Here is a 14,602-nt window from a genome sequence, read left to right on the forward strand (position 1 = left end):
AAGAATCCGTCAGTCTTCTTCTCTCTTCGTGGGTCTCTTCTGAGAAACCGGCGGCAGGGGGGAGGCTTGGGCCTGCGCCTGCTGGTACGCGAGATCGATTCGTTTTGCGATCTCGTTCACCTGGCCCCGGATGCGTTCCAGGGTTTCAGCAACTTTCTTTGACGAAGCCTCCATCTCCATGACCCGGTCTTTCAGGTACTCCTGGGCCGCTGCATTCTGTTTCTCGACCACCACTTCAGCGCCGATATTGACCAGGATCCGGTCCGGCTCAGGGACTTTCACCCTCACGCTGGCTCCGCCGCCGATCTGGAGGAGGACCGTGCTATCCGGTGATGCGGAGAGGGCTTGCAGGGTCTCGATCGCAGCCAGGGATTCCATCCTGCCGTCTTCGAGAAGCGCGAGCTGCTGGGAGAAGATCTCTGCCTGCTGGCGATACTCGTTCAGGTAGAGCTGTAGGGACTGGATCTCCCGAGGATCGACTCGGTCCACCCTACTCACCATTCAGGGGCGTGATCGTACTCACAATAATATACCTGCGTTTCAACCGGTGCTTGCTCCCAAAGATGGCAAATGTACGCTCCCGTGCCTGGGCTTCGTTCGGCGCTTTGATAATCTTGGTATACGGGTGCCACTCGCCGCCAATGGCGAAGGTCCCTTTCACTTCGAACTGTCTGTCTTGCATACTTTTCACTCCAGAAATCCAAATACATCCTCAATTCTTCCGAGCTCAAACCCACTCGTTTCAGTACCTGCAAGGTATCCTGCCCGGTTGGCGACAAGGCCGGTGCCGACAAGGCCGCTTCCCATGTTCACCGAACCTACCCCGATGGGGAGGTCGGTAACCCCTTCAAGCTGCGCAAGCTCCTGCCGCGTTGTCCGGGGATGCACCAGGATTCCCTGGTTGGTGGCAGCTCCGGCCATTCCAACCGTCTTGATGCCAGCCAGCGAAATCCGGATGACCGGTGTCCTTAGCAGTTCCCCGATTTCCTGCGCTACCACCGTAGGCATGTCAGGATGGATACAGGCCAGCGAGTCGTTGGCAAGGATAATGTTTCCCGCGGCATTCATCCCTTTTTCCAGAAGGCATACTTCCCGGTAGTCACGCAGGAGGGAGATTTCATCTTCGCTGGCAAGGCCGCTCACCACGAAACCGCGGTTATTGCCGCCCAGGAGCGACCCGATGATCTCGCTCCCCTGGATGGTCGTGATCACCAGGTCCACGTCTAGGACATCGGTGAGTGCACTCCGGAACTCTTCAGGGGCGGTCGGGGGAACAACGGCGATGTCGTCAAATACCCGTGAGAACACGCCGATATTTGCATCCCCGCCAAACGAGATCGTCTTCTCCATTTATTCCTCGGCAAGTTCTGCCTGGACCTGTCCGTCGGCGAACTTCATGGCCCGGACGCGGATACGCGAGGGTGGATTCCCAGATCCCCGATCCCATACCTTCTCGTTGATGGTGCGGTCGAGCTTCACATCCGTGCTCTTCATATGCTTTGAAAGGTACTTCCGGATATCCCTTATCGCGGTGTTGCTCCTCTTCCACCGCGGCGCTTTCCTTGCGTCCCGGAGAGCGATGATGTAGATCTGTTCGTTTTCAATCTCTGCCATTTCACACCTTCAGATTGCTCCTTCTCCAATGACGGCGCCTGGGATGGGAGACAACCTGCCGCTTCGTGCGCAGGATCACCCATTGCGGAACCCTCCTGTTCTGTTCACATGCCTTTGCCAGTCTCATTTTGAATCCTTTGGTGGACTTACTCATATGCATTCACCCCAAACCCGGGACCTCTTTCCAGCACAACCGACTGCCGGTGACCCGGGGGAAAGAACGAAAGGATATCAAGACCCCGGTCCCGGAGTGCCTCCCGTATCCATCGTTCATAGTCGCTGCTTTCGATTTCGCCGGTCTCGCCAGTAGCAGTCACGAAATACCGTTCTGCGAGCCGGTTCACCTCGTGCCAGCCATATCCCAGGAGCGGCCGGACATAGGCACAGCCGATCCGGTCCTGCAGGCTCCGGACTTCGTCACGGGAGAGGACTGGCACCTGGTCATCCAGCCTGGTACCATCGGCAACGACCGAATATTCCCGGCAGAGCATGGTAAGCGCATGGCGGTACTTCAAGGATGGCCTCGTTTGGGTAACCGCAGGCAACCACCATGTTTGCAATTCTTTCCAGGAACCCTTGTTCAAAAATCCGTTTCTTCCATGGAAATCCCAGGATATCCGCCGCCTTCCTGGCGGATGCAGAATCCTGTCCGGCAGAAAAGACAAAGGTATTCAGCTCAACCTCGAAGTCGCGGGAAAGCAGCACGGCCGCAAGCGCACTGTCTTTCCCTCCGCTGAACAGCACCCCGGCCTTCATCCTTTTCTTCTTATTGTGAAATCCCGTTTCGCCGGCTGGAGCTGCGTGAGCAGGGTCTTCAGCTGATCGTCGGTTATCTTCTCTCTCAAACGGCCGCTCTGGGCCAGGAGGACGAGCTGCTGTTCAACCGCCCGGACAAATTCCGGTTTGGTGAGCTTGATGGTATTGAGCCGTTCCCGTGCTTCGGGCTCGAGGATCTGCATGAGGATCAAGTGGATCTGGGCTTCGGCCTGTTTCTGCCGCTCGATCTCCTCCTGCATCTGTTGCTGTTCCGCTGCCTGCTGTTGCATCTGCGCAATGCGTCTCCTCCGCAGTTCAGCAAGCTCGTCGTCACCCATTGACCATACCTCGTTCAGCCGGTTTGTCCTGCCGGGACCGGTGCGCTCCTGGAAACGATCGTATGGGCAAGATTGTCCATGAAAGACATTCCCTGGGCAGAGACTTTCCGCCCGGTCTTGTCATGGACAACCAGTCCCGCAGCTTCGAGTTGCTGGAGCGACTTGCGAAGGATAGAGCCGCTTCCTTTCCGGAACTTGTTGGGTTTTGAGCCGCGGTCCATCCTGCCGCCGTAGAAAGTCCTCATCCGCTCAACGCCGATTGGTCCGTCGATGTATACCCGGCGCAGGATCGATGCGACCCGTGTAAACCACCACGCGGGGTCTTCCGGAGGCATCTCTTTGTGCACCCCGGTCTTTGCAAACATAGCCCAGTCGGGGGGCCGTATCTCCGGCCGCTTTTTCAGCTCCTCGGCAAGGGCCGGGATAAAGCGATCGGCCGGGATATCATATACCGTTGTCATCCTCTATTACCTCAGTGTCATCGAAATGATGTAACAGTCTTTACATATTGGTTCATAATACTTTTATATATTTCGAGCATTCCGCCGCCGCAGGAAAACGCTGCCCGGTTCATGGTTTCTGCCGGTGGGCAAGCACGAATGTCCTGCCGCGGATTCCGATCAGGTCGGAACAGGTCCGGGCAGCCACGTCCCCGATATCGATCTCGACGCCAGGAAGGACCTTCACCTTCACCAACTTCCGCCGCTCGAGTTGATGGATAATCTCATCGACCACCGTCTGGCTGCATCCCTGTTTCCCGATCCAGACTGTCGGGCGGAGATCCTGCATGGCATGCTCATATTTTACGCGTTCCATGTCGCACCTCCAGAGGATACCGCATCTGTCTCCCGCACTCCCGGCAGGTGACGATCACCTTGCCACGGTGAATTCGCACCCGCATGTTCCTCCCCACGACCAGGAATGCATGGCAGTGGCGGCAGAACTGGCGCCTGAATTCCCGATCAATCCGCACCCTCTGCCGCATGGCGATTCTTCTGGCCAGGGCGACACAGCGGTGGCTGGCTGCAGGATATTCATCGAAGAATTCACGCGCCCGGACAAAGAGGATTGCAATCCTCTCCCGTGTGATCTTCCTGGCGTGGGGTGACGGGGAACGCATATGCTCACCTGGCTGTCGCTCCAGAGTATTTGCGTTCCGGGGTGATATAGCGGGCGGTTAGAGGATCTCCCCGCTGTTCCGGGGGGTTTTTTCCTGTTCCGGGTGGATGACGACGCGCCGGCCGCGGATCTCCAGCTTCCCTTCGCAGAAGAGCCGGGCGGCAAGAGGAAGACACCGATGCTCCTCCTGGAGAATCCGGCCTGCGAGCCGGTCTTCATCGTCTCCCTCAAGGACAGGGACTGCAGCCTGAAGGATGATGGGGCCGGTATCCATCCCTTCGTCAACAATGTGGACGGTACATCCTGATATTTTGACCCCGTACTCGATTGCCTGCCGCTGGGCATGAAGGCCGGGAAAACTGGGGAGGAGAGCGGGGTGGATGTTGATCATTTTCCCTCTCAGTTCCTGAATTATTAAAGGCCCGACGATCCGCATGTACCCGGCGAGAATATACAAGTCGGCCGAGAGATCCTTCAGGACCTCGAGCAGAGCCCGTTCGTAGCTCTCTTTCGAGGGATAGGCTGCAAAATCAACAATGAATACCGGAATGCCGGCCTCGTTTGCCCGGACAATGGCATAGGCTGACGGGTTGTCGGTGACAAGCCCGCAGCAGCGTGCCGGGAGCGTGTTGTCCGCCATGGCATCGATAACCGCCTGAAAGTTCGATCCCCGTCCCGATGCCAAGACTGCAATCCGCTTCATCTGGTTCACCGTTCACCGCGATTCTCGGATGGTTCGGCCGGGGTGTGCAGGATCAGCTTGATCTTGACGATTCGCCGGGAGAGCATCTGCATGACAACCAGCGATACGTGGCTCTCGGGGATGTGGGCGCTTTCTCCGGGGTGAGGGATGTGCCCGAGGCGATCGATGAGCAGGCCTCCGATAGTCTCATAGGATTCATGGACCGGGAGGTTGATGTTGAGCGCTTCGTTGAGATCCTCCACCCAGATCTTTGCGTCCACGAGATAGGTTCCTTCGCCCATCTTCTGGATCACCGGTTCCTCGTGGTCGAACTCGTCAAGGATATCACCGACCAGTTCCTCGAGGATATCCTCGACGGTTACGATCCCGACAAAGCTGCCGTACTCATCGAGAACAATGGCGATCTGGACCTTCCTGACCTGCAGTTCCTTGAGCAGATCGTCGATTTTCTTGGTCTCCGGGACAAAGAAGGGATCGTACATCAGGTCCCTGATGGGAGTCTGCCGCTTCCCGGAGAAGACAGTTGAAAAGACATCCTTGATGTTAAGGATCCCTATGATATTGTCGACCGAGTCGTGGAAAACCGGGATCCGGGAGAACCCCATCTCGTTGAAGAACTGCATTGCCTCATCGAGGGTTTTTGTATCCTCGATCAGTGCCACATCGACACGGGGGGTCATGATCTCCCGGGTGAGTGTATCACTGAACTCAAGAACCGAGTAAAGCATCTCCCGCTCTTCCTGCTCGATTGTCCCTTCTTCCTTACCAACCTCGATCCATTCCTTGATCTCCTCTTCGGTCACCAGGGCCTCCCCCACCGCGGCGGTCGTGCCAAAGTGTCCGGTGACCTTTTCGATAATCCATATTATTGGTGAAAAAATCCTGGTGAGGATGAGTACCGGTTTTGAGACCGACAGTGCAAGTCTCTCAGTATGCCTCGCTGCATAGGTCTTCGGGCCAATCTCTCCGAAGATGAGGAGTAGGATGACCACGAAACCGGTAGCAATACCGACTCCGACACTGCCAAAAATGCTGATGGTTACTGCCGTGGCGATCGCTGCTGCAGCAACGTTTACGATATTGTTGCCAATGAGGATGGCAATCAGGAACCTGTTGGGCGTCTCCTTGAGGGCCGCCAGCGATTCAGATCCTTTCTTACCTTCGTTTATGAGGGTTCGCACCTTGGCCCGGGTAATCGAGATCAGGGCGACTTCAGAGCTTGAGAAGAATGCGGAGAGAGCAAGGCAGACAATGAAGAGCAGGAGCAGCAGAAAATCCTCAATCATTGGATCCACGCCGCAGTAACGGCCGATGATGCTCTATGGTTCATATTCCGAGGGATTCACCTAACGTTTCGCGTTCACGTTTTATAAACCCAGCGTTTCACGAAACGAGCGAGCGGATGTATGCTGCCTGTTCCCGGAGAAAAAGGATCTTTTCTTCGGGCGAGAGGTCATGGTCGAAGTTCAGGTCTTCGATTTCAAGAGTAATGGTGCCGGAAAAGCCGGCATCGTCAAGCCGGTGAAGGACTGCGGCGATCCGATGACTCCCGCTGACCGGGAGGTGCATGGTTGTCCCACGTGCGTTTCCCAGGTGCACGGTTGCCAGCCGGTCGCTGCAGAGGTCGATGTAGGAGAAGACCTCCTCCACCGATTGTCCCAGGGCATGGGAGACATCGAGGGTGAACCAGAGCCAGGGTTCCCGGTCGAGGACCTCCCGGACCATTTCCGGTGAGCAGAGGAGAGAATTGACCTTCCGCTCCATATTCTCGATGGCAATCCTGACCCGTTTTCCCTGCACGGCACCACGGAGGCTCCTGATATAGTATTCGAACCTCCGGAAATCGGGAGCACTTGGCTGCCGCTTTGCCGTGCGCCTGCCGGGATGCACGGTAAGCACATCGGCACCGACCAGCTCGGCCATCTCCACTGCGGCAAGGGTATACCGCACTGATACCTCGGCCACCCTGGGGTTGATCGAGCAGGGGTTGAGATCAAGAACAGGTGCGTGTATGACAAGAGGTGAAAAACCGGGATGGGCCTGCATGCAGTTGGTAAGTTCGTCGACCGGCTGCTCCCGGAGCCAGAAATGGGGTGTCTCAATCCAGAATTCGAGTGTATCCAGCCCCGCCTCGGCCACAAAATCGAATATCTCGCCGAGCGGGTACTCGTGAAAGAACATGCTCGAGACTGCAAGCCGTACCATGATCCTAATTCATAACTGCCCCCGTCATAATTGTTGTTGCATGGAATGGTACCAGCAGCGAATCAGCCAGGAACGGAGGGAGCACGGCATCGAGATCTACCGTGTCTCGGAGATCTCATCGATCATATCCTCTGTTCTCGATGACGGCCGGCTGCAGGATATCTGGATACGGGGCGAGGTCACCAATTTCAAGCCCCATGCCTCCGGCCACCGCTACTTTTCGCTCGGTGAGCGGAAGGACGCAGGCACTTCCGCCCTCATCCAGTGCGTGATGTGGCGATCCGATGCAGAACGGCTCGGTTTCCCGCTGAAGGACGGTATCGATGTTATCGCCTTTGGCTCAATCGGCCACTATGCACCACAGGGGCGGTACCAGTTCTACGCCCGCGACCTTCGCCATGCCGGGGAAGGTGAGAAACACCTCCTGGTCGAAAAATGGAAAGCCGAGCTTGCGGCGGAGGGGATTTTTGATGCAGGTCGGAAGAAAGAGCTGCCCCGCTTTCCCGCCCGTATCGGTGTGGTGACTTCGGAGACCGGTGCCGTGCTCCAGGATATCAGGAATGTGATAGCGCGACGGTTCCCACTTGAGATTGTGGTTTCTCCGACAGCGGTACAGGGTGATCATGCGCACCTTGAAATCGCCCGTGCCCTGGAAAAAATTGACGGCCATGTCGATGTAATCATCATCGGGCGGGGCGGCGGGAGTTTCGAGGATCTCTTCCCCTTCAGCCATCCCCTTGTTGTCCGGGCAATCGCCTGCTGCACGACACCCGTGGTGAGCGCTATCGGCCACGAGACCGATTTCACTCTCGCCGATTTTGCTGCCGATGTCCGGGCTCCAACCCCGTCCGCTGCTGCAGAGCTGGTGGTGCAGGACCGGGCGGCCCTCATGGAGGGGCTCGGGCTGTTCCGGAAACGCCTGGGTTCGTCCCTTGTCTCGCGGCTCGACCAGGCTGTCAGGGAGATCTCCGATCTCCGTTCACGAATCGCCCCCGGCCGGATGGAACGGTGGATCGCCGATCGGCGCCAGGACTGCGCCATGATGGCCGAACGCCTCGCGCGGACGGCCCTGACCAGGATTGAACGTGAGCAACTCATCCTGTCCGGGCTCTCAGCCCGGCTCTCGGGAAGAAATCCCCTCGCCCTGCTGGAACGCGGCTACTGCATCCTTGAAAAAGAAGGAAAGACAGTCCGGAGCGTGCACGGGTTATCCGGGGGCGATATCCTTGGGATACGGATGAGAGACGGCAGGCTTGAGGTACAGGTGCGGGGAGTAACACATGACAAAAACCTATGAAGAGCTGATCAGCGAGCTGAAAGAGATCATAAGGAAGATCGAGGACAACGAGACCGGCCTTGATGAGAGTATTGCTCTCTATGAGCGGGGAGCGCTTATCATCAACCAGTGCGAGGAGCTCCTCGCATCGGCCGAACTCAAGATATCCATGCTGGGACGCGACTGAACAACCACATGGCGGCCAGGTGCGGTGGCGTGATCATGGTTCCCGGCACCCCTCCGGTAACGGGACGGTGGCAACGGCCACGAACGAAAGTGACAGGTCACGTTAACCGGGCAGTCATCTCCACTACCAGGTCCGCCCCGTCCTGCAGATATTCTATGAGCCCCCTTGGCAAGTCCTGGGCTGCTGTATCGGAGCGGATGCCGACCGTTCTCCCGCAGACGTAACTGCTCTTGCGCCAGACGAGGTCGGTCGGGTGGTCAAGAGTTATAGCCCCGCTCCCCTGAGACGTAATCGTGACGCAGTACTCCCTGCAGCAGAGGCGGGTGATCAGGACCGCGCCATCGTTGGCAAGGGTTTGGGCGAAGGCGGGCGGGAGGCCGGATGCACCCGTCTCGGCACCGATCCCGATGATGCAGTCCCCCCTGCAGGAGAGGTGCCCCTCACAGGTTATTTCGAATGTTGTCGGATGCCGGGCAGTCACGTTTGAGTGTCCCCGGCACCGTATTGTTGCACGAGTCTCTCGCATTGCCGGTTCAGATAACATATGGCGTCAGGAAAGAAGATAACTCCAGCGCTCCCTATAACCAGCATTCGTAGCCCCAATCATCATATCAGAGAACGAATCACCTGTAACCAGGTTGCGGTGATGGAAAGATTCCTCTATTGCCCGGAGTGCGGGCGCGATGTTGAGCATACGATACTCTCGAACGCACGGCAACTGCGGGTCAGATGTGACGTGTGCGGGAACGTCCACCTGGTCGAACCTGCGAAGGAGAAGCCTCCGATCCGGGTCAAGGCCATCGTCAGTGAAGAGAGGGTTTCCCGGACCTGCGCTATCGAGCTTGTGCACGGTGAGATCTGCGGGATCGGCGACCGCCACATTGCGGAGTGCGGGGAAGACTACATCGGGGTGGAGATATCTGCCATTGATCGGGGAGTTCAGCGGGTGCGTAGGGCCCGGGCGCAGGATATCACCACGCTCTGGACCCGGAAGATCGAGGAGGTGCTGGTCAGGGTCTCGGTCCATGACGGGAGAAAGACCATCCCCCTCGTGCTGGAGGTCTCGGGCGAGGAACCGTTCGTGGTCGGTGAGGTGTACCGGCAGGGGAACCGGAGGTTCCGGATCGCGCACATGAAGCTCCGGGACGGCGCAACGCTCCGGAAAGAAGGGCAGAAGGCGATTGCCCGGCGTTTGAAGCGGATGTACGGATACCAGCTATAAGTATTTTTTAATTGCGTCCTCGAGCTGCTCGCGATGGACGACTCCTTCGAACCGCTCAACCACCTGCCCGTCTTTGAGGATGAGCGTCGTGGGGGTCACGCGGAGGGAATACTTCTCTATATAGGACCGTTCCTTCAGGGGATTGAGCGGTTCGATAGGCACGGAAAGCGCTTTCTCCACTTCGCGGTTGATCGGCTCCTGCTCGTGGCAGGCCATGCATCCTTCCTGGAAGAATGAGAGTATGCGAATCATAGAAAGAAAAACGGAAATGGGGATATAAATACACTCTGATCTATTAAGCCCGGGATAGCTTGAGGATGGTCACATCAGCGGCAGAATACCCGTATATGACGTTAATAATATCCCCGGTCTTGCTGGTAACGGTAACAGTACGGAGCGCATAGCCCGGGGTGGTATTGTCCTCAGCACTGATCATCGGTGCGGTGGTGAACCCGAAGATCAGCTGGTCCCCTACCTGTATCTCGGAAAAGTTACCGCCGATCCCGGCAAACTCCTCGCTGGTCATCTCCCGCTGGAACGCGGTATTCTGTTCAAACGCGAAGCGCTTGCTCTGCCCTTCCTTCATCCCGACCAGGCTTTCGGCGACTTGGTTGTATTCGGGACCGAGGAATGCAAAGGAGGCCTGGTCAGCACCCGGGAAATATGCAGTGACCGGTTCCACCAGGTTATCGGTCGTAACATTGACGCCGATGATCATGGGGTTGGTAAGCCAGACCATGCTACCCTGCTCGAGCGCGGCATTGAAGATCCGCTCGCTGGTGGTAAAGACCGTTCTTCCTTCGGAGTCCTTGAGTGTCACATCGCAGTAGGCGACATCGCCATCTCCGGCCGGCTTCATCCCGACCAGCCAGTGGCTGCCAAGCGAGGAAACAATCATAATCACCACGAAAGCGATGCCGCCGATGATCATGGCCGCCTTGGTCCAGTTGAGCCCGCTTCCCGGCTTCCTTGAACCTGAAGTATTCTTCCCCTTTTTCCTGGATGTCATTCCCGGTATATTCTCCGTGTTGGGACATAAACATTCCATTCAGGGCTTTGAAGGAGTGATAACAATCTTGATATAGCATAAACACTAACCTAAAGATAGTCCATCCCAATGAGGTGGTACTTGGAGGTTTGAAAGATATGGTATATCGGAGAAGATACCCGTTCTGGTGGACATGGCGGGATTTCGATGAACTCATGACCGAGATGGAGAACCGGTTCTGGGGCCCGTCCGGCAGGCTCCTCCCAGCCGGAGGTATCGCCGATCGTATGTTGCCCGCACTCCGCGGCGAATTCCGGGTCGATGTCCGTGAGCATGATGATGAGATAATCGTGGTCGCTGACCTCCCTGGGGTCGAGAAAGAGGATGTTACCGTCACGCTGGTCAACCCGTCAACTCTCGAGATCTCATCGGAACGAAAGGCTGAAAAGGAGGAAAAAGAGGAAGGTTACTATATGCGGGAGCGGGTCTCCGGCTCACTCTGCCGTACCGTCGCCCTCCCCCATGACGTCACCGATTCAGGCGCTACAGCATCCTTCAAAAATGGCGTCCTTGAAGTCCGCCTGAAAAAGATCGAGATACGGCGCGGATCATCCATCAAGGTGGATTAGGAACAATCACCTCCCCTCTTTTTGCGATGTCTTGAAGAGCTTCTGGACCGGACGTGATATGCAATGGATAAAAAAAAGGTCAGGGACTACATGACCTATGAAGTCGTGACGGTTGATGTCCATGGAACGGTCCGGGATGTCATGGACAAGATCCGGGACTCCGGGCACGACGGATTTCCGGTGGTGAAAGGGAGAGAGGTTGTTGGATATATCGCCGCCCGGGACTTCCTCTTCAGGCCTCCTGATACCCCTGTCAAGGATATGATGTCGCGCCACCTCATCGTTGCCGACCCCGATATGAGCATCAACGATGCCGCACGAGTCATCTTCCGGTCCGGTATCCAGAAACTCCCGGTCGTTGACCAGGATAACCGCCTGATCGGGATCATCTCCAATTCCGATGTCATCCGGTCCCAGATCGAGCATGTCTCTCCTGAAAAAGTCTTCTCCTTCATTGCCACCCTGAACAAGCTCCATGGGATAAACCCCGAGCTTAAACGCGAAGTGGTCGATATCGATCAGCTCATACCCACACAGTCACGGATTTATGAAGATGAGCTCGAAGGTCGTATCTACGAGATCAGGAAAGGGCTTGCCGAGCCGTTGATCGTGATCCGGCGCCCAGGAAGACTCATCCTGGTAGACGGCCATCACCGGGCGATTGCCGCGAAAAAACTGGGCATACAGGCGCTTGATTCCTATGTGATCGAGGTAAACGAGTCTATCGAACTTGGCCTGGAACGGACGGCAAAAGCCATGAACCTTCACAGTCTCGACGATATCCAGGTACTTGATTATGCACGCCACCCGCTGGTGGCAATCACCCACCGGCTGGTCAAGCGGTCCTGACCGGCTTTCCAGTTCAGGAGCCGGCAGTCCGGGTATCGTAGTTATCGTTCAGGAGGTGTTCACTGACAACGCTTTCCTTGGGAACCACAACATCCGGCCAGATCCTGGTCTTTGAGTGAATCACCGACCGGTCCCTTATCTCCACCCGGGGGCCGATTACCGTATCGTTCTCGACAGAACAGAATTCGCCGATTCTCGTGCCATTGTCGATGATGCTCCCGCTCGCCGTGCTGTCCCGGCCGAGGGTGACCCCGTTATGGATGTGTGAGGAGAATATCTTTGCACGGCTCCGGATGGTGCAGTTCTCGCCGATACTTGTATATGGCCCGATCAGGACATCGTTCTCGATGCTGGTCCCTGATCCAATGGCCACCGGTCCGGTGATCCGGCAGTTCCTGCCGATGGTAACTGCAGTTCCAAACATCACCGGTCCGGTGATCTGGCCACCAGTGATCGAGATGTCCCCCATGAAACTGGAAAATGACAGCTCATCAAGCTTCCATCGCTGGGCCTGGCGCAGGGACGCCGGGCTGCCGACATCGGTCCAGTTGCCCCGTGCAAGCCAGGCCTGGAGCCGGTGACCTTCTGCCATAAGCAGCGGGAAGAGGTCGCGGGCGAAATCGAACTTTGTATCGGGCGGGATGAACGAGAAGATATCCGGGCTGCAGACATAGATGCCGGTACTGGCAAGGTTGCTGAATATCTCGCCGGGACCCGGCTTCTCTTTGAACCTCCTGATCGTGTAGCTGACATCGATCTCGGCGATGCCGTACTCGGAGGGATCGTCGATACTGATCAAACCGATGGACACCATCGGCCGCTCCCTCCGGTGCTCCCGGTAGAATTCGAGCAGGTCGATATCGGTCACGTGGTCCCCGCCAACCACCAGGAAATCCTGGCCGTCAAGGAATTCACGGGCGTTCCGGACGCTTCCGGCAGTACCAAGCTTGGTTTTCTCATGGACATAGGTGATTTCCACGCCAAAGAGGGATCCGTCACCAAGTGCTTCCTCAATCGCAGCGCCAAGGTAGCCTAGCGTGATAACCACGTCGGTGAATCCGAGGTCAGAGAGATGCGAGACCAGGTGCTGGATTGACGGCCGGTTAACGATGGGGATGCAGGGTTTTGGCCGCTCAAAGGTGAGGGGGCGCAACCGGGTGCCCTCACCCCCGCACATGATGCAGACCTTCATGCGGGAATGTTGTCCGGCTGGGCTTTTAACGGTGACGACACCGGTTGCAGCAGGATCGGAATGAAAAAGATTTATGCGATTTCTTCTTAATCCATACCTCATTCAGCATGACTGGTCAGACCCGTACGTCGTATAGCAGGGAGGAGATCGTCCTCTCCATCGCTATCCCAATGTTTTGTTTCGGCGGAACTGCGCTCGGCATCCTGCTCGAAGACCTCGGATACATTGAGGATGCCGGCCTCTTTTTCTGGGGATGCCTTGTTGGTGCCTTTCTCCTCGCCTACCTTGCCTGGGGCAAGCCTCGAAAGGATATCGTCTCCCTTCTGGCGCCCATGTATGCGTTCATCATCTTCTTTGCCACATGGGAGATGAAACCGACGGTCATCCTTCAGCTCCTGTTTGGTATCAGCCTAACCGTCCTCGTTGTCCGGCTGAACAGAAGGTTTAGTACCCCGCCAGTCAAAGAACAGGAAGAGGATCCCATGGAAAAGTACCTGTATGATTATTTGCACCGTATCACCCCGTTCTTCCGGGGAATCGATCGCGAAACTGCCCACAGTATTGCATCGGTCGTCCTGTCCTACAAGTTCGAGCTCTACCCAAAAGTAGTCGCGAGTGCAGGAACCGCCATTTCCCGGCTCTCCGGGGAAGGTGCAATAGCGGTAGCCCGAAAGGCAGTGACCATCATCCGGGACCGGGCAGTAAAACTTGACCAGTCGGATGTCAAGGCATACTCGGCCCTTGCCTTTGGCCCCGGAGAGGAGCAGTATCTGGCCATCATCATTCCCGCCGACCAGATCATGAACAGGGACGACTATGTCCTTGATAATGCCATCGTTCTTGCCTATGGGATAGCCTACCTCTGTTCTCCTGACGACGGCCAGATGCTCGATGAGCACCAGAACTTCATCATCCAGATCCTGTCGTCCTACAAGGAACAGATGGGACGCTAAAATCATCCATTTTCCAATAGAGGAAATTTTCCGAAGCCCGCCACCGGGTAATTTTCATCTTCCCAAAAGAACGGGCGAGCGGAATTCAAGATGCGGGTAGCGTGCTGCCTTTCATGAAGAGACCACTGGTTGGCGAGGTAATCCGAAAAAAATTATGCCCAGGGAAAAAGGGCCTGGTCTACAGGGTATCCAGGCTGATCGCGTTGAAGTCCTGCATGACCTCGCCGATGGTCTTGACCCCGAAGGCAGTCTGGACCACGTTCAGGTCAAGCGCGATTGCCGCATCGCACATGTAATCGAGGATATCGATTGAGAGTTCCCGCTGCTGCTTGCTCTTCCTGATCTGGTCGAGCAGGGACGAGATCTTTTCCGGCCTCTCCATGCGCAGCTTTGCAAGGCTGATGACGCACATGGAGATACGGGTAAGATTCCGATCCGTTCCCGTAATGGTCTCAAAGAAATTCCGTATGATCTGGGCCTGGAAGACCTCTCCACCCATGATAACTCAAATTATTCAATACGACTATTTATAACTTTTGTATGAAACAAGGTAAAACAGCCCTGGATCAAG

General features: G+C 56.4%; 23 protein-coding genes and 1 pseudogene. 6 read left to right on the top strand and 18 right to left on the bottom strand.

The genetic code is table 11. The annotated features are described in order from the left end of the window. Positions 1–9: 9 nt before the first annotated feature. The 13 genes and pseudogenes from pfdA to IPI71_07030 all read right to left on the bottom strand — a co-directional run bounded on the left by pfdA (position 10) and on the right by IPI71_07030 (position 6,735). Positions 10–501, bottom strand: coding sequence for a prefoldin subunit alpha (pfdA, locus tag IPI71_06970; GenBank protein QQR70417.1), 492 nt, complete (start codon positions 499–501; stop codon positions 10–12). Continuing rightward, on the bottom strand, positions 491–682 hold the full coding sequence (locus IPI71_06975) for a 50S ribosomal protein L18a (GenBank protein ID QQR70418.1): 192 nt from the start codon (positions 680–682) through the stop codon (positions 491–493). Before IPI71_06975 ends, pfdA begins: the two co-directional genes overlap by 11 nt. A 5-nt stretch (positions 683–687) precedes the next feature. After that, complete coding sequence (locus IPI71_06980; GenBank protein ID QQR70419.1) at positions 688–1,350, bottom strand: translation initiation factor IF-6; 663 nt, start codon at positions 1,348–1,350, stop codon at positions 688–690. Beyond that, positions 1,351–1,614, bottom strand: a complete 264-nt coding sequence (locus IPI71_06985) for a 50S ribosomal protein L31e (GenBank protein ID QQR70420.1) — start codon at positions 1,612–1,614, stop codon at positions 1,351–1,353. It abuts the gene before it with no gap. Position 1,615: 1 nt separating this feature from the next. Beyond that, positions 1,616–1,768, bottom strand: coding sequence for a 50S ribosomal protein L39e (locus tag IPI71_06990; protein ID QQR70421.1), 153 nt, complete (start codon positions 1,766–1,768; stop codon positions 1,616–1,618). Beyond that, positions 1,761–2,370 (bottom strand): annotated as a pseudogene (locus tag IPI71_06995) (alpha hydrolase). The gene IPI71_06990 and the pseudogene IPI71_06995 overlap by 8 nt, the downstream one beginning before the upstream one ends. Next, on the bottom strand, positions 2,367–2,708 hold the full coding sequence (locus IPI71_07000; GenBank protein QQR70422.1) for a DNA-binding protein: 342 nt from the start codon (positions 2,706–2,708) through the stop codon (positions 2,367–2,369). The pseudogene IPI71_06995 and the gene IPI71_07000 overlap by 4 nt, the downstream one beginning before the upstream one ends. Before the next feature lie 14 nt (positions 2,709–2,722). Next, positions 2,723–3,169, bottom strand: a complete 447-nt coding sequence (locus tag IPI71_07005; GenBank protein ID QQR70423.1) for a 30S ribosomal protein S19e — start codon at positions 3,167–3,169, stop codon at positions 2,723–2,725. Positions 3,170–3,278: 109 nt separating this feature from the next. Beyond that, positions 3,279–3,524 carry a YhbY family RNA-binding protein gene (locus tag IPI71_07010; GenBank protein QQR70424.1) on the bottom strand — a complete coding sequence of 82 codons (246 nt, stop codon included), beginning with the start codon at positions 3,522–3,524 and terminating at the stop codon, positions 3,279–3,281. Next, positions 3,505–3,828 (bottom strand): ribonuclease P, encoded by a 324-nt coding sequence (locus IPI71_07015; GenBank protein QQR70425.1) that lies wholly within the window; start codon positions 3,826–3,828, stop codon positions 3,505–3,507. The genes IPI71_07010 and IPI71_07015 overlap by 20 nt, the downstream gene beginning before the upstream one ends. Before the next feature lie 57 nt (positions 3,829–3,885). Next, positions 3,886–4,530, bottom strand: a complete 645-nt coding sequence (locus IPI71_07020; GenBank protein QQR70426.1) for a phosphoribosylglycinamide formyltransferase — start codon at positions 4,528–4,530, stop codon at positions 3,886–3,888. A 5-nt stretch (positions 4,531–4,535) separates the two neighbouring features. Then, entirely contained in the window at positions 4,536–5,816 is a 1,281-nt protein-coding gene (locus IPI71_07025; GenBank protein ID QQR70427.1) for an HlyC/CorC family transporter, read from the bottom strand. Between the two features lie 97 nt (positions 5,817–5,913). Further along, positions 5,914–6,735 (bottom strand): sugar phosphate isomerase/epimerase, encoded by an 822-nt coding sequence (locus tag IPI71_07030; GenBank protein QQR70428.1) that lies wholly within the window; start codon positions 6,733–6,735, stop codon positions 5,914–5,916. A gap of 40 nt (positions 6,736–6,775) precedes the next feature. Between IPI71_07030 and xseA the strand changes: the two genes are divergently transcribed. Further along, a complete protein-coding gene (xseA, locus tag IPI71_07035) occupies positions 6,776–8,032 on the top strand; it encodes an exodeoxyribonuclease VII large subunit (protein ID QQR70429.1) in 1,257 nt (418 codons plus the stop codon). Beyond that, positions 8,016–8,198, top strand: coding sequence for an exodeoxyribonuclease VII small subunit (xseB, locus tag IPI71_07040; protein QQR70430.1), 183 nt, complete (start codon positions 8,016–8,018; stop codon positions 8,196–8,198). The genes xseA and xseB overlap by 17 nt, the downstream gene beginning before the upstream one ends. A 97-nt stretch (positions 8,199–8,295) precedes the next feature. Here xseB and IPI71_07045 read toward each other — a convergent pair whose 3' ends face one another. Next, complete coding sequence (locus IPI71_07045; protein QQR70431.1) at positions 8,296–8,724, bottom strand: DUF371 domain-containing protein; 429 nt, start codon at positions 8,722–8,724, stop codon at positions 8,296–8,298. Positions 8,725–8,844: 120 nt separating this feature from the next. Here IPI71_07045 and IPI71_07050 point away from each other — a divergent pair, with 120 nt between their 5' ends. Next, positions 8,845–9,420, top strand: coding sequence for a zinc ribbon domain-containing protein (locus IPI71_07050; GenBank protein ID QQR70432.1), 576 nt, complete (start codon positions 8,845–8,847; stop codon positions 9,418–9,420). Here IPI71_07050 and IPI71_07055 read toward each other — a convergent pair. Then, positions 9,415–9,672, bottom strand: coding sequence for a thioredoxin family protein (locus IPI71_07055; protein ID QQR70433.1), 258 nt, complete (start codon positions 9,670–9,672; stop codon positions 9,415–9,417). The genes IPI71_07050 and IPI71_07055 overlap by 6 nt on opposite strands. A gap of 43 nt (positions 9,673–9,715) precedes the next feature. Beyond that, positions 9,716–10,429, bottom strand: coding sequence for a hypothetical protein (locus IPI71_07060; protein QQR70434.1), 714 nt, complete (start codon positions 10,427–10,429; stop codon positions 9,716–9,718). Between the two features lie 137 nt (positions 10,430–10,566). Here IPI71_07060 and IPI71_07065 point away from each other — a divergent pair, with 137 nt between their 5' ends. Further along, positions 10,567–11,037 (top strand): Hsp20/alpha crystallin family protein, encoded by a 471-nt coding sequence (locus tag IPI71_07065; GenBank protein ID QQR71980.1) that lies wholly within the window; start codon positions 10,567–10,569, stop codon positions 11,035–11,037. A 63-nt stretch (positions 11,038–11,100) separates the two neighbouring features. After that, positions 11,101–11,886: a CBS domain-containing protein gene (locus IPI71_07070; GenBank protein ID QQR70435.1), complete on the top strand. Its 786-nt coding sequence runs from the start codon at positions 11,101–11,103 to the stop codon at positions 11,884–11,886. Positions 11,887–11,899: 13 nt separating this feature from the next. Here the strand turns inward: IPI71_07070 and IPI71_07075 are convergent, their stop codons facing one another. After that, positions 11,900–13,063, bottom strand: a complete 1,164-nt coding sequence (locus IPI71_07075; protein ID QQR71981.1) for an NDP-sugar synthase — start codon at positions 13,061–13,063, stop codon at positions 11,900–11,902. 122 nt (positions 13,064–13,185) lie between these two features. On the opposite strand from IPI71_07075, the gene IPI71_07080 reads away from it, so the two are divergent. Next, the gene (locus tag IPI71_07080) at positions 13,186–14,031 is read left to right on the top strand and encodes a hypothetical protein (protein QQR70436.1); all 846 of its coding nucleotides are present in this window, start codon (positions 13,186–13,188) and stop codon (positions 14,029–14,031) included. 178 nt (positions 14,032–14,209) lie between these two features. On the opposite strand, the gene IPI71_07085 is transcribed toward IPI71_07080, so the two are convergent. Beyond that, the gene (locus tag IPI71_07085) at positions 14,210–14,530 is read right to left on the bottom strand and encodes a hypothetical protein (protein ID QQR70437.1); all 321 of its coding nucleotides are present in this window, start codon (positions 14,528–14,530) and stop codon (positions 14,210–14,212) included. Positions 14,531–14,602 lie beyond the last annotated feature (72 nt).

It is taken from the genome of Methanolinea sp. (assembly GCA_016699325.1).
Lineage (GTDB): Archaea > Halobacteriota > Methanomicrobia > Methanomicrobiales > Methanospirillaceae > UBA9949.